Raw genomic sequence first — 13,772 nt, 5'->3', positions numbered from 1 at the left:
AATTACTTAGTGTGTAGTATTATTCTCCAGTCTTTTTTGTACCAGGCATTTTATTGCCATTTCTACATTACCATCAAGCTCTTTAGCTAGATTCATAACCTCTAGCTTTTCAGTCTCCTCTGTTGTATAAGTCAAATACTCTGAATAGCTTACTTCCGTAGCATATACGCCTGAATGAGTTCCTCCTAGACCAATCCATACTTCTTTATAAAGGCGATTGGGATTATTATTTAAGTTGATAGAAAGTATCTGTACCTTTTCTTTATCAGTCAGACCAAGCATGGCTTGTATATCGTCAAACTTGTTCATGTATTTGCGCTGATCAAGAAGTATTTTACAGTCTGAATTATTGATAATACTTTCCTTGACAATCGGAGATTGAATGATGTCATCTACCTCTTGCGTTACCACAATAGCCTCACCAAAAAACTTTCTAACGGTCTTAAATAAATACTTCAAGTAGTCCGCCATCCCCTCTTTGGCTATAGCCTTCCAAGCCTCTTCAATTAAGATTAGTTTGCGTTGTCCTTTAAGACGTCGCATCTTGTTTATAAACACTTCCATAATGATAATAGTCACTATAGGAAAGAGGATTTTGTGATCCTTGATTGCATCGATTTCAAAGACGATAAAGCGCTTATTGAGTAAATCAAGTTCACTTTCTGAGTTTAATAAATAGTCATATTCACCCCCTTTATAGTAAGGCTCGAGAACATTTAAAAAGTTAGCTAGATCAAAGTCCTTTTCCCTAACCTTTTTCTGTTCTAACTCAGCTTTGTAATCGGTTTTGATATACTCATAGAAAGTATTGAAACTTGGTCTTAAGTTGCTATTTTGAAGTTTTTGAATATACCCACTAACAGCATTTGAAAGCGCTACTTCTTCCGATCTAGAGGGCGGCTGGTCATCCCGCTTCCAAAGGGTTAAGATCAGGGTTTTAATACTTTCTCGTTTTTCAATATCAAACACCCCATCCTCGGTATAAAATGGATTAAAAGCAATGGGGTTTTCTTCGGTATAGGTAAAATACACTCCATCCTCCCCTTTTGTCTTTCCTTTAATCAGTTCACATAATCCTTGATAAGAATTCCCTGTATCTACCAAAAGTACATGCGCATTTTGCTCATAGTATTGTCTTACCATATGATTGGTAAAAAAACTCTTACCACTTCCCGATGGTCCCAAGATAAACTTGTTACGGTTGGTGATAATTCCTTTTTTCATAGGTAGATCTGAGATATCTAAGTGAATCGGTTTACCAGTAAGCCGATCTGCCATTTTTATTCCAAAGGGAGATAGTGAGTTTTGATAATTAGTCTCTCCCGCAAAAAAACAAAGTGCAGGTTCTATGAAAGTATAGAAACTTTCTTCGCTTGGGAAGTCTGCGCTATTCCCTGGCATACCAGCCCAGTAAAGCGTCGCAGCATCCACTGTATTGTGTCTTGGTACACACTCCATAGAAGCGATTGCGCTTCCTGCGTCGTTTTTAAGCTGTTTAAGCTCACTATGATTATCTGACCACGCCATTACATTAAAGTGTGCTTTTATAGAGGTGAGACCTCTACTATGAGCCTGATTTAAATACTCTTCTATCCACTGTTTGTTGATCTGATTCGCTCTGCTGTATCTGGCAAGGGAATGCATATTCTTGGCTGATTTCTCAAACTGCTTTAAATTGTAATCACTATTCTCTATAAACAAATACTGATTGTAGATATGATTACAGTTAAGCAAGAGTCCAACAGGCGAGGCAAACGATAAAGCCATACTACTTTTATCCGTTGACAGTTTTTCATAACGTGATAAATACGACACCTCAGTAGGTAAATCATCTGTACTTGATAAAGTATGTAAAGAGATACGATTATCTCCTACTCTAACCTCTTCTGCGCTAATAGCTATATCTTGAAGGCTTCCTCTTTGAATTGAGCTTAGCGTTAAGTACTGTTCTAATAATCCACTTTTTTCTTCTGAGCCGATAATGTCTTCTTCTGATAATTTAATTAAGCTTATCAGTCCACTATCATTAACTATTTTTTCCAGTTGTGTTGTAGCTTCTAAAAAGCTTTGAATGGTATCTTTATCTCTGATTTCTTTTGGAATGAGTTCTCCTCTTGTTAGTGAGGAGAAGTTACTCTGACTTTTGATTCGTTCCTTGGTGGTCTTTGTGATAAAGAGATAACAACTGTGATTCAGATAGGGACGCTCGTTAAAATGTCTTTCAAAGCTTCTACTTAAATAGCTCTGCTCTGCGTCTTTAAAATCAGCCTCATAGCTTTCTTTTATAAACCAATCTTGCTTGTGTATCACAGTAAATTCAGGCAATGTTTTAATAGCCTTATGCCACACGCTGTGAATCGTTTCATATTCCTTGTCTGAGATGGTAAATATCTCTGGCAAGATTACCTTATAACAAACCGTTATGTCTCCTTGCTTGGAAACCATACAGTTGTTCTCAACAGATAAAATAGGAAACATTCTTTCAAGAGTATTTATCTTAGCTGTATTTCTCATAACTTCTTAATTTTAAGTTTCTATTTACATACCCTTTGACATCCTTTCTTGAGATGATATACTTTGGAAAGTATTTTCTAGCCTGGAGTTTCATAAGACCAAACTGACCGTATTTCTTGTTTAATGAAAATAATTTGTAAACAAGATAGCCAGATGTACCAAGGCCAAGGACTAAACAAATGAGATTGTTTACCCCTGCCATGTACATTACCATAACAAGAATTAAATCAGTCAATAGCCCTCCTGCAAAATAAAATAGGTACTGCGCTTTGAGTCCTTTAAATTCAACATTGGCTCCAATGCCTTTATTGATACTATACTTTTTCATAAGCGTATCTTTTAAAGGAAAAATGAACGTAGAATGGTAGCTGCTACAATTAAAAAGATACAAGCCCCAAACCAGCTTGCAGCAGTTTTACTTGTATCGGGATCACCACTTGAGAATTTGTTGTAAACCTTTACCCCGCCTATTAAACCAACCACTGCTCCAATAGCATAAATTAATTTAGTTGCTGGATCAAAATAAGAAGTGACCATTTGGGTAGCTTCAGTGATTCCGGCAGCTCCATTTCCTTGAGCCAATAGCGGTAAACTACTTAATACAATAAATAGTAAGAATAGTCTTTGTTTGATTGTTTTTGTTTTCATGAGAATGACATTTAATTAGTTACAATCATGCCCTTTGCATGATATTTTGGTAAATGTCTTTTGAAAACTGTTTGAGAGATGGATTTTGGAAGTTTGGGGTTGTAGATGGCGTTTGAATAAAGATTTTTCAATCTCTTTTTTGTTTAAACATCTTGTTTTATTTTAGCTTTAACCCTATAGAATATTTACAATAGAGAAGATGATGAAACTATCTAATCAAATACAATCAACTACACAGTTTTTAATTGATATTTTAGGTGTCTCACTAAAAGCAATATATCTATATGGTTCCTATGTAGAGGATGGGCTCAAATACAAAAGTGATATTGATCTTTTTGTCATTGTAGATCAAACTATATCTCTTGAAATAAAGAAAGCGCTCATAGAATCATTACTTTTATTATCTGGAGAAATTGACAATAACCAAGGAAAACGGTACTTGGAAGTAACCATTATAAACCAAACAGAGTTAAGTAATTTGGAATTTCCACTACACAGAGAATTTCAATATGGAGAATGGTTAAGAGAAGACTTCTTAAATGGTTATATTCCCAAAAGGACAATTGATCAAGATTTAACGATATTACTTCGACAAATAAGGCAAAACAATATGGTACTTTATGGTATACCTGCCCATGAGCTATTGCCCTTAGTGTCTGAAGAGGAATTTAATCGATCCATTTTAGCTTTATTACCTGCTCTTAAGGTGGATTTAAAAGATGATACAACCAATGTGATTCTGACGTTGTGTCGCATGTTTTATTCTCTTCAAACAGGTCAAATCACTTCCAAAGACAAAGCTGTGGATTACCTATTAAAGTATGCTATTCCGGAGAATTTTAAACCTTTACTTATTCAGGTAAAAGACAATTATCTAGGTAATAAAAATACTGATCAACCAATTAATCAAGATGTAGTAGTAGAATTTGCTAATTTTATTTCTTCTCTTATCCTTCAATATCAAGAGAACTACTAACAAAATAGGTGAATATTTTGTAGCATAAAACTATGCTATATTACTCTTTTTTATAACTTTCATATCGTTTCGAATTTACAATAAAATAAAAGGCGTTAAGTATGTTTTACTATAACGCCTTTAGGCTTCTTTACACAAAATCATTAATATTAAAATCTTCATTATCTATTACTTCTTCCTTTTTTGGTGATTTTGCGCTCAATGACTGGTCTAATAGCTTTGCTATAATTTTAGCTGAATCAGGTAGTGCTTGTTGGAGTAGTTCCAATAACTCTGATCCTTCAATTTTTTGAGCTGTCTTTACTGTAGTCTCATTGATTATTTTCTCTTCGATAGATCTAACAAATCCATTAAGTTCATCCATACTGACTCGCTCAGTAAACTCATTATCTAAAGGTTCTAAATTCTTACTTAGTTCCTTTTCTTCCTCTTCTAAATCAAGTTCACCTTCTGTTTGACTCGTTAGAGATAGCTTTAAAACAACTGGTTTACTTTCTCCTATAATACTAACAGGGATATCTTGTTTAAAAAGTAACTCTTCTGTTTTAGATTGGTTCTCTTGTATACTAGTTTTATTTTTATCTAATAACAGAAGAGTGATAACAAGTACAAGACTGATTATGATAACTATTTCCATAGATTAAAAGATAGGTTTATACTTCTGGTTAAACTTTTCTACAATCGTCTGTGAAAACTCCTCAAAGTGATGCTCAAGTAAATTATCTAAATAGGCATAAATAGAAACCTTGTCCTCTCCTATTACCTGAACAATACGAGTGAGTTTTTCATGAAACTCTGGTCGGATGTAAACCGTTTTTCCATCTCTGGTTCTGGTTGATGTTTCTTTTAAAAAAGTATCAACATAATTCTCTTTGCTTTTAGTAACTTGTACTGGAGCAAATTTTCTAAAGTGTTTAAATTTTCTCATTATAAAATAGGTTTGAATTTGTCATTAAAATATTGGGTAATCACTTGGCCGTAATCTTGTAGATGTTGCTTTAAAATATTGTCTAAATAAGAATACAGCGTAGTTTTCTCTTCTTTAGCTAATTGCGTTATACGAAGTAATACTTCGTGGTACTCTGGTCGTATATAAACTACCTTCCCTGCCCTTGTTGAAGGAAAGTCATTAATCAAAAAGAGTTCTTGGTATTTAGTAATTGACGCTTCTTTCTTTAGTTTCTTCTCTTTTGTCTGTGGTACTTGTTTTTGGATTATTGGTTCTTCTATTTCTTCTACAATAGGTTTAACTTGTTTTGCAGACTTAACCTCTATATCACCACTCATAATATTCATTAAATAGTCTTCATCAAGTAACTCATTTTGAATATCCTTTTTTGATGTATTTTGTTCTTTCATTGCATGTAAGGATTAAAGATTAGTAATACGTAAAAACTCATCAGCAAAATCTGATAAATTCGTAGCCTTCATAAGGCTTTTATCCGCAGGTAATAGACTTGATCGAAATACATATTTGCCTTTAGCTTCTGTTTCTTTTCTAAAGCGTTTACTGTCTTTGATCCTCGACTGCATAATGGGAATATCCAACTGTTTAATGACTGCTTCATAGCTATTATATAGTTCCGTCTTTTCCCTTGCGTCCACTTGGTTCCAAAAAAGCCATAGTTCTTGTTTAATGGAATTCTCTTTACTTTTTGGTAATTCTACAAAAGCTTTGGTAAAACCTAACGTGCTCTCTACAACTAATCGATCTGCTATTATCGGACTAAAGATGTAATCCATCTGATTTAAAGTAGATAATACTCCTTTGGTGTTAGCTGTTCCTGGCAAATCAAAAAATACTACGTCAAAAGTTTGATCTAATTCTTCCATAGTAGCCTCAGCAACATCTAAAGCATCTTCAACCTTGCACTTAATAATCGAGTAAGCTTTTCTTTTTAATGTTTGAAACTGCCTAATAGCAGCTTGTTTGTAATATTCATTTTGCATGATACTATCCTTATCACGCTCTCGCATATTAACTAAACTGTTCTGAGGAAAATCACAATCCATAACAAGAACATTATAGCCTAATCGATAATGTAACTGACTAGCTAAGAGTGTTGTTAAAGTAGATTTACCTACTCCGCCTTTTTGTGTATAAAAGCTAATTTTTAAAGGTTGTTTTACTGTTTCCATATTGTACATTTTTTAAGGGTTACATATTACATTATGGATAGTTGTAAGTTTTAGATCGTTTAAAACATAGCGTTTTGTTTTAACTAAGTAATACATGATTCACTGCTTCGTTACAGTAGTATTTTGAACCTTGTTTTAAACAAGTACTATTTATCAATAAACTGAGTTTATTCAAAATGATGTTTCTTACTTTACAAAAACAATGTTTACTTTAAACTTTAGCTTCTTCGTTTTTTTACAACCTTGTAGACAGGTTCTTTTAAAAATCATAAACCGTAAAAACTGTTTTATCGTTTTCAAACTTTACGCTTTTAATTTTTTACTGAAAAATCATTTTAAAAAAGCTTTAAAGCGCTATTTAAAAGACAATTGCAAAACTTACTTTACTATCTTACGACAAAGAAAGTATATATACAGTTTGAAAACTTTAAATGGCATTTTAAGGTTACACTTGGCACTTTAGTGTTAAATAGTGGGTGATTTTATATCATGAAATCACTATAAATTTTACTTTGTAAAATTGGTGAATTTACTAATCGAAAGATCACAGCAAGTTATGTTTTGAGGCACTCGAAACCGCGTTCATACCATCAAAACGACTTGCTCTTGCAGAGGGCTAGAAAACTACTCCGAAGTCACTAGTTTTTTGCTTAAATAGTAAGTAGACTCAAAATATTGAGGAGTTTACGAATTTTTATATCTCATATTGAGAATTGTTTTGTATGTTTGGGTACGAATTATAAGATTCAAATTGAATGTTGTTGAATACGATAAGTTGGACATATAACAAGTAAGGATGTGCTGATCTTATATCGCCATTTTTATTTACACAAGTCAGTTGTGAATTAAATTACTTCGTTATACAAGAAACTATTCTTTTTAAGTATTTTATTTATGTAAAAACGATTAGTAAAAATGTTCATTTTATGAAATGTCACTATAAAATTTTTTCACGAAACGGATAGTTATATTCTTCGTAAAAAAGATGTTATAAGCAATACACTAAGATTATGCGAAAATCATTATATTAAACAAAATTATGTAGGATTGAGGAGAGCTGAGGAATGCGTTTCAAGGAATAGATATTATCTAGCTTAACATTAAAAGCTGTTAAGGTAAAGGAATTTTACAAAAGCAAGGGATAAGTGAAGAAATATCACCACCCGATGACAGAAATGTAAGAACCAGGAGCATAAAAGCCTTGGAGAATACCTTTAATGTTGATTGACGATTTATTTTCATTTTCAGTAATGGATTTAGATGTAAAGATACAACAATTATTTGCAACCCAACTTGAATCGAGGCGGTACATAAGTACCGAAAGAGCATGCATTCTTCACTTGTTATTTAACTTGTAAAAGCACTGCCTCGTGTTGGTCTCCTCTTCCTACATTTTTATTACAATTATGGATAGACAAAAAAAAGATTGGTACAAAGTCAAAAAATATCCTCACATTGGATTGCCATTAAAAAATAATGATCGCTTCAAGTGGATAGAAAAATATGTGACATCAAAAGAAAATATTGCAAAGCATAGTTTCTTACCATTTATCCATAAAACTACAAAAGTTCGAAAATTTCGTAAAGAATACGATCTTGATCATGGCCTGTTAAACAAGACAATTGTTAATGGTAAAAATAATAGTAGAAAATCAGGAATTAAAGACAGACAACTTTATTATGCAAGTCATTTAGATTCATTGATATTTAGCTATTATTCAAAATTACTTTCTGATAAATATGAGGAAAAAATAAAGTTAAATGGTTTAAATGAAGTTATAAATGCATATCGATCAGTTCCAATTGATGATTCAAAAATTGACGGTCCAAATAAATGTAATATTGATTTTGCAAACGATGTTTTCAAATATATTTCGGAATATAAAGAAAAAGATTTTGTAGTTATAGCTTTTGACATTAAAAGTTTTTTTGATAACCTAGATCATAAAATACTACGTGACGCTTGGATGAAGGTTTTAACAGTTGAAAAACTCCCTGAGGATCATTTTAATGTTTTCAAAAACATTACTAGATTTAGTTATGTTGATATTGTCGACTTGTTTGAAAAATTTAAAAATCAAATATTTATACAAAAACGAGGGAAGTCAGGCAAATATTCTTTAATTAAAAGAGGAGAAATATCACAAATAAAATTTATGCGTTCTCAAGAAGCTATTGCATTTTGTACAAAAGAAGAGTTTCTTAAAAATAAAAATGAATTACTCAAAAATTCAAAAAAAATACTTGTCAATGGAATTCTAAAGGATCGTACTTTCGGTATTCCTCAAGGCTCTCCTATCAGCTCTACTTTAGCCAATATTTATTTATTAGAATTTGACAAATATATTAGTGACTATATATCCGATAGAGGGATTTATAGAAGGTATTCAGATGATATGATTATAGTATGTCCAAAATCAGAGAAAAGTGATATAGAGAAATTAATGTATGAAAAAATTACGGAGTATAAACTTGAAATTCAAAAAACAAAAACTCAAATCTTTCATTTTAAAAGAGAAAATGAAAGATTGCAATGTGGTCAAGAATTTAACCTATCAACCAATTGGAATAGAAATTTTATTTATTTAGGTTTTGAGTTTGATGGTGAAACTGTTTTAATACGCTCTGCTAGTTTAGCTGGTTACTATCGAAAAATGAAAAAAAGTGTAATAAAGGCTAAAAAGCATTCTAATAGAAAATTCAACAAAAATAAAGGTGAAATTTTTAAACGTAGACTCTTAATGAAATTTTCATATAAAGGAGCTCAAAGGAAAAGGAAATGGATATTAGATAAAACTACAAATCAATTTAAAAAATCAGAGTTTTTTGATTGGGGTAATTTTTTGTCTTATGCCTATAAAGCTTCAAATACAATGATAAATAATAAAATTAAAAAACAATTAAAAAATCATTGGAAAAAACTAGATGAACTCATTAAAAAATAAGCATGGTCCACAACAAGCGTTTTGCAAAATGACTAGTTTTTTCTTAAGATTAAAGCTTAATTTTATATCCCACAAAAGTCGATTATTTTGATTTTTTTTAATTTAATAATATGCTTTTGTTCTAAGTTGTGCTAAATTGAAACTTTTGCTTTCAATTTAAGACCACTTCGCAAAACCTTAAAATGTTATGTGATATTATTCCCAAATATTATGCAGAAAAATACCAAGTTTTTGTTAGCTCGACATATATAGATTTATTAGAAGAAAGACAAGAAATAATGCAAGCGTTATTGGAACTAGATTGTATTCCGGCTGGAATGGAATTATTTCCAGCATCTAATGATGACCAATGGAGTTTGATTAGGGGAGTTATTGATGATTGTGATTATTATATTGTTGTTATTGCAGGTAGATATGGTTCTTTAGGTGAAACAGGATTAAGCTATACTGAAATGGAATATAGATATGCAATTGAGACAGGTAAACCAGTCATTGCATTTTTACATAAAGACCCAGAATCATTACCTAAGAAAAACACAGAAAAGACTGAAGATGGTCAAAAACAATTAAATGAATTCCGAAATTTAGCACAAAAAAAAATGTGTAAATATTGGTCAACACCGCAAGAGCTTGGTTCTGTAGTAAGTCGAAGTTTAATTAGTTTGCAAAAAAAATATCCTGGAATAGGGTGGATAAAAGGAAATGTTACCACGAGTACAGAAGCAAATCTTGAAATCTTAAAACTTAAAAAACAAATTGAAGAACTTGAAACAAAACTGAAAGAATCACGAACCAATGCTCCTGAAGGAACTTCACAATTATCGCAAGCAGATGATGAATTGAAAATTGAAGTTTTAATTAAATATGGAACTTCAAGATATGAAGCTAAACTTTACAAGAGATTTTTTACAACTACTTGGGACGAAATTTTTTACTGGCTTTCACCAAGTATGATGGATGATGCATCGACAAATCTCTTGAAATCAGAATTAAATAAATTTTCTTTAAAAGAAGTTCGAGAGACATTCATTAATGAACCTAAAATAGCAAAAACAGGAAATTTCTTTGACTTTAATGTTTCTGATAAAGATTTTCAAACAATCATAGTTCAATTTAGAGCATTAGGACTGATAAATAAAAGCTCAAAAAACAGAAGCATTAAAGATTCAGGCACATATTGGAGTCTTACGTCTTATGGTGATGAAGTAATGACTAGATTAAGAGCAATAAAAAAATAACATCACATAATAAGGTATTACCAAAAACGGAGTTCAACCGTTTCAACTGATACATTCTGTGCTTCTTTTGTATTACTTAATTTCAAAAAAACAAAATATAATGCCTGAAATTTTAATTACTGAAAATGGTTTCGACCTAAATTTAGATTTGCCTAGAACAAGAATGAGTTAAGAAATATAAATTAACTAAAATGAGTTTAAAATACTTCTATAAATATTATACTATAAATCAAAATTTATATAGTTCAATTATTAATAATGAGCTATATTTTTCTAACCCTAGGAATTTTAACGATCCTTTTGATAGTTATCCAAGAATTGTTTTAACCAGCGATATTGATAAACTTAGAGTGTTTTTTACTTATATTAAGGCAAAAGTAAAGGTCTTTGAAGAATATGTTTTTTCAAACCCAATTAATAAAGAAAAATTTGATAGTTATATTCATGCACTTTTTGTCTATAATGATTTAGATCTGTTTAGAGAAGATCTATATACATATGAAATGAATAGTATTAATGATAAAATTATAGAGCTATCAGCATTTTATTCCAAAAAAAGTAATTTTGACAATTTAATAATCAAAAACAGAGTTTTTCTTCAGGAAAAAATGTATTATGATTATATATTTTTAACTATAGATAATGAGAAATTAGGGATTTCTTGTGGTTCAAAATCGCCAGATTGTCCTCTGATGTGGGGACATTATGCTGATAATCATAAAGGTTTATGTGTAAAATACCAAATTGATAATAATTTGACTCTTGATAATGATAAAAAACTAGATGTATTAAAGGTAAAGTATTCTGATAATCCAATTAAGATATTTGATTATTCATTAGAAGAGCTTGATAATCTTAAATTTGAAATACTTAGTAATAAATATTCGAAATGGGAATACGAAAATGAGATTCGTTTAATAAATCAAGAACAGGGTCTTTTAAAAATAAATAGAAAATCAATACGTGAAATAATTTTTGGTTGTAAATCAACACCAAAAAACAGATATACAGTATTAAAGTTATTTGCAACTTTAGGCTATGATATTCAAGAGTTAAAAATAGCAAAAAGATTGCCAGATCAATACCAATTGTCAATTCAAGAAATGATAATAAATGATATTGCAGGTAGTGGAGTCTATCTTGAAGAATTAAATACAAACAAAAAACTATAGAGAAGTATTATTGTATTTTAGTAAATTTTTTAATTACAAATAATTATTAACTTTACGCTTGAATCAAACGATTCCAATCATAGCATAAAACATTCGTGATAAGGTGCTCACTACAATTCAAAAAAGTGAACATCCCTATTTATAAAGCATACGACATAAAAGAGGCTAACCCTCTTTCTCCACAACATAATTAGAATAATTACCTTATAAAGGTTTCAAAACGAAACAAAAGCCTGTAAATTTAATGAGTTTACAGGCTTTTATATTTGACTTAGATAGTTATTTGTTTTAAAAGTGCTCATAATATGAATATCTAATTAGGTGCACTGTCTCAGAAAGATCTTTTTTTTCTTTTGATTCTTTTCTCAAAACTCAACTCTTCATAATCTATCTCTTGGTTATTGTTTAAAAGATTAAACAATGATAAAAACTCATCATTATTAAAATTGGTAGTATCAGAACATAAATGCTCAAACATTGGATGTAACTCGTCTGATTCATTAGTATTAGCCTGTTGAGAAGGTATTAAAATTGAACGAGGATAATCTTCTGTACTACTCCATTTTTGATTCAGTGTATTAGCAGATAACTCTTTACTTAAATCAGAGCCTTTATAGACACCTTTTAAGTTATGGTCGATAAAAGTTACACCATAGATACGATTATCTTTGTTTTGAAAAATAACAACGTTTATTCCGTGATTTAAAAGTTCTCCTTTAAACTCTTGTTGTGAATTTGTTGTATTTAACGCTATCTCAATTGTATGTTTAAGATTCTCTTTATTAGGTAAAGATTTTAGTTTTTCTTTTGATGCTTTAAAGTGACTTTCAAGATTTTGATAACTTGCATTTTTTCCAAAAAGGGAAGCCTTAAAAGGATTACTTACCTTCTCTCCTATTTCATTTAAAGCAAAGTACACTAAACCGTGTTTGGTTTGTCCATTGTAAGAAGCTTCCACTTTTTCTGCTCTGATGTTAAATAGGGATAATAAAGCATTATAACTTGTTAGACTATCATACTTATAATACTTGGGTAGATATCGTATTACTGAGGCTATTTGAGCTTTTAGGTCATTTTTAGAATAGTCTACTGGTGTAAATTGAATCCGTTTAGATTCTTTGTTTGCTTGACCCAAAGAAGAAGTAAGGTTAAACTGCTTTTCAATTTCACGGCAAGTTTTCATTGATTTTAGATGATCGTATTTATCATCTATTTTCTTTCCCTTTAAGTCTGTACAAACAGTAACAATATGGATATGCTCTCTTTCTATATCACTATGCTTATAGACAATATAGGGCTGATTTTCATAGTTCATACTATCCATATATTGTTTAGCTATTTTATTTAATGTATCATCAGATAATTTATCATTAGGATTTGGATTTAAAGAAATATGCCGTACAACTTTCTCTGTCTTGTTATTTAAAAGTAGATAAGGCTCAAAGTGTTTATAAAGCTGCGCAATGTAGTTTGAAGTGGTATTTGGATCCGGTAAATTATTTGTAAACAAAACAGCTCCTTGTCCTTTATCAATTTTTAATTGATTATATGACAAAGCTCCAATAAGATTACTTCCTTTACCAATCTTAGCTATCATAGATTAGAATTAAGGTGTTTCTCTTCAAACTCTTTGGTAACCTTGATAATGTAATAGCAAAGCTTTGATAAGGTATTGGTATACTCTTCAAGTTTTGAGATATAACGTTTCGCTTTATCTTCAGAGAAATATTGATTGCATAGCTTTACCATTTGATTGTAGTTCACTCCTACTGCCCTAAATTGATTAAACAGTTTAGTTAGTAATCCGTGATATTGCAAAGCAGCAACATCTACTTTTACTGTTTTAACTTGTCTATCTAAAAGCATAGAAACAAGAAAGCTTGCTTTGTTTGTCATTCCTGATGATGCAAACAAAGCAAGCAATCGTTGGTTTTCAGATTCAGTGAGTCTAAAAACATGTCTGTATTTTTTAGGATTGGATTTTAGTTTTCTTCCTCCTTTGTTTTTAGTGGCAGTTTGCATGGTTTCTTATCTTGATTTTTGTCAAAATAGGAAATACTTATATCGCTAAACTTCTAATGGCTCTTAGAGGTCGTATTTGGAAATAATCAAACACTCTTTTAATTTTTTACTTATAACT

The 13,772-nt window shown here is 30.8% G+C and carries 13 protein-coding genes; 4 read left to right on the top strand and 9 right to left on the bottom strand.

Annotated features, from left to right (window positions below; all coding sequences use genetic code 11):
* Nucleotides 1-6: 6 nt before the first annotated feature.
* From H4K33_RS00575 to H4K33_RS00565, 3 genes are read right to left on the bottom strand one after another with little or no spacing between them, the layout of a single operon-like run.
* Complete coding sequence (locus H4K33_RS00575) at nucleotides 7-2,514, bottom strand: TraG family conjugative transposon ATPase (RefSeq protein ID WP_182646564.1); 2,508 nt, start codon at nucleotides 2,512-2,514, stop codon at nucleotides 7-9.
* Nucleotides 2,498-2,842 (bottom strand): DUF4133 domain-containing protein, encoded by a 345-nt coding sequence (locus H4K33_RS00570; protein WP_182646563.1) that lies wholly within the window; start codon nucleotides 2,840-2,842, stop codon nucleotides 2,498-2,500. The genes H4K33_RS00575 and H4K33_RS00570 overlap by 17 nt, the downstream gene beginning before the upstream one ends.
* An 11-nt stretch (nucleotides 2,843-2,853) precedes the next feature.
* The gene (locus H4K33_RS00565; RefSeq protein WP_182646562.1) at nucleotides 2,854-3,162 is read right to left on the bottom strand and encodes a DUF4134 domain-containing protein; all 309 of its coding nucleotides are present in this window, start codon (nucleotides 3,160-3,162) and stop codon (nucleotides 2,854-2,856) included.
* A 199-nt stretch (nucleotides 3,163-3,361) separates the two neighbouring features.
* Here H4K33_RS00565 and H4K33_RS00560 point away from each other — a divergent pair, with 199 nt between their 5' ends.
* The gene (locus tag H4K33_RS00560; protein WP_182646561.1) at nucleotides 3,362-4,138 is read left to right on the top strand and encodes an aminoglycoside adenylyltransferase family protein; all 777 of its coding nucleotides are present in this window, start codon (nucleotides 3,362-3,364) and stop codon (nucleotides 4,136-4,138) included.
* A 130-nt stretch (nucleotides 4,139-4,268) separates the two neighbouring features.
* On the opposite strand, the gene H4K33_RS00555 is transcribed toward H4K33_RS00560, so the two are convergent.
* The 4 genes from H4K33_RS00555 to H4K33_RS00540 are packed head-to-tail and all read right to left on the bottom strand — an operon-like array spanning nucleotide 4,269 to nucleotide 6,277.
* Nucleotides 4,269-4,775: a hypothetical protein gene (locus H4K33_RS00555; RefSeq protein ID WP_182646560.1), complete on the bottom strand. Its 507-nt coding sequence runs from the start codon at nucleotides 4,773-4,775 to the stop codon at nucleotides 4,269-4,271.
* 3 nt (nucleotides 4,776-4,778) lie between these two features.
* Nucleotides 4,779-5,066: a DUF3408 domain-containing protein gene (locus H4K33_RS00550; RefSeq protein WP_182646559.1), complete on the bottom strand. Its 288-nt coding sequence runs from the start codon at nucleotides 5,064-5,066 to the stop codon at nucleotides 4,779-4,781.
* The gene (locus H4K33_RS00545; protein ID WP_182646558.1) at nucleotides 5,066-5,497 is read right to left on the bottom strand and encodes a DUF3408 domain-containing protein; all 432 of its coding nucleotides are present in this window, start codon (nucleotides 5,495-5,497) and stop codon (nucleotides 5,066-5,068) included. Before H4K33_RS00545 ends, H4K33_RS00550 begins: the two co-directional genes overlap by 1 nt.
* A gap of 12 nt (nucleotides 5,498-5,509) precedes the next feature.
* On the bottom strand, nucleotides 5,510-6,277 hold the full coding sequence (locus H4K33_RS00540; protein ID WP_182646557.1) for a ParA family protein: 768 nt from the start codon (nucleotides 6,275-6,277) through the stop codon (nucleotides 5,510-5,512).
* 1,406 nt (nucleotides 6,278-7,683) lie between these two features.
* On the opposite strand from H4K33_RS00540, the gene H4K33_RS00535 reads away from it, so the two are divergent.
* The 3 genes from H4K33_RS00535 (at nucleotide 7,684) to H4K33_RS00525 (ending at nucleotide 11,632) form a co-directional block, all read left to right on the top strand.
* Nucleotides 7,684-9,222: a reverse transcriptase domain-containing protein gene (locus H4K33_RS00535; RefSeq protein ID WP_182646556.1), complete on the top strand. Its 1,539-nt coding sequence runs from the start codon at nucleotides 7,684-7,686 to the stop codon at nucleotides 9,220-9,222.
* A 182-nt stretch (nucleotides 9,223-9,404) separates the two neighbouring features.
* A complete protein-coding gene (locus tag H4K33_RS00530) occupies nucleotides 9,405-10,460 on the top strand; it encodes a DUF4062 domain-containing protein (RefSeq protein WP_182646555.1) in 1,056 nt (351 codons plus the stop codon).
* A gap of 191 nt (nucleotides 10,461-10,651) precedes the next feature.
* A complete protein-coding gene (locus tag H4K33_RS00525; protein ID WP_182646554.1) occupies nucleotides 10,652-11,632 on the top strand; it encodes a DUF2971 domain-containing protein in 981 nt (326 codons plus the stop codon).
* 331 nt (nucleotides 11,633-11,963) lie between these two features.
* Here H4K33_RS00525 and mobB read toward each other — a convergent pair whose 3' ends face one another.
* Together mobB and H4K33_RS00515 are read right to left on the bottom strand one after the other, a co-directional pair.
* Nucleotides 11,964-13,229 carry a conjugal transfer protein MobB gene (gene mobB, locus H4K33_RS00520; protein ID WP_182646553.1) on the bottom strand — a complete coding sequence of 422 codons (1,266 nt, stop codon included), beginning with the start codon at nucleotides 13,227-13,229 and terminating at the stop codon, nucleotides 11,964-11,966.
* On the bottom strand, nucleotides 13,226-13,654 hold the full coding sequence (locus H4K33_RS00515; RefSeq protein WP_182646552.1) for a hypothetical protein: 429 nt from the start codon (nucleotides 13,652-13,654) through the stop codon (nucleotides 13,226-13,228). Before H4K33_RS00515 ends, mobB begins: the two co-directional genes overlap by 4 nt.
* Between the last annotated feature and the right edge of the window lie 118 nt (nucleotides 13,655-13,772).

The organism is Myroides sp. WP-1 (genome assembly GCF_014145635.1).
Lineage (GTDB): Bacteria > Bacteroidota > Bacteroidia > Flavobacteriales > Flavobacteriaceae > Flavobacterium.
This window is presented reverse-complemented; position numbering and strand designations above follow the sequence as displayed.

What these genes read in the sequence shown, in the direction of transcription:
- H4K33_RS00550 (WP_182646559.1), bottom strand. Translation starts at nt 5,066, where the DNA reads ATGAGAAAATTTAAACACTTTAGAAAATTTGCTCCAGTACAAGTTACT.
- H4K33_RS00535 (WP_182646556.1), top strand. Translation starts at nt 7,684, where the DNA reads ATGGATAGACAAAAAAAAGATTGGTACAAAGTCAAAAAATATCCTCAC.
- H4K33_RS00530 (WP_182646555.1), top strand. Translation starts at nt 9,405, where the DNA reads ATGTTATGTGATATTATTCCCAAATATTATGCAGAAAAATACCAAGTT.
- H4K33_RS00565 (WP_182646562.1), bottom strand. Translation starts at nt 3,162, where the DNA reads ATGAAAACAAAAACAATCAAACAAAGACTATTCTTACTATTTATTGTA.
- H4K33_RS00555 (WP_182646560.1), bottom strand. Translation starts at nt 4,775, where the DNA reads ATGGAAATAGTTATCATAATCAGTCTTGTACTTGTTATCACTCTTCTG.
- H4K33_RS00515 (WP_182646552.1), bottom strand. Translation starts at nt 13,654, where the DNA reads ATGCAAACTGCCACTAAAAACAAAGGAGGAAGAAAACTAAAATCCAAT.
- H4K33_RS00545 (WP_182646558.1), bottom strand. Translation starts at nt 5,497, where the DNA reads ATGAAAGAACAAAATACATCAAAAAAGGATATTCAAAATGAGTTACTT.
- H4K33_RS00525 (WP_182646554.1), top strand. Translation starts at nt 10,652, where the DNA reads ATGAGTTTAAAATACTTCTATAAATATTATACTATAAATCAAAATTTA.
- H4K33_RS00540 (WP_182646557.1), bottom strand. Translation starts at nt 6,277, where the DNA reads ATGGAAACAGTAAAACAACCTTTAAAAATTAGCTTTTATACACAAAAA.
- mobB (WP_182646553.1), bottom strand. Translation starts at nt 13,229, where the DNA reads ATGATAGCTAAGATTGGTAAAGGAAGTAATCTTATTGGAGCTTTGTCA.
- H4K33_RS00570 (WP_182646563.1), bottom strand. Translation starts at nt 2,842, where the DNA reads ATGAAAAAGTATAGTATCAATAAAGGCATTGGAGCCAATGTTGAATTT.
- H4K33_RS00575 (WP_182646564.1), bottom strand. Translation starts at nt 2,514, where the DNA reads ATGAGAAATACAGCTAAGATAAATACTCTTGAAAGAATGTTTCCTATT.
- H4K33_RS00560 (WP_182646561.1), top strand. Translation starts at nt 3,362, where the DNA reads ATGATGAAACTATCTAATCAAATACAATCAACTACACAGTTTTTAATT.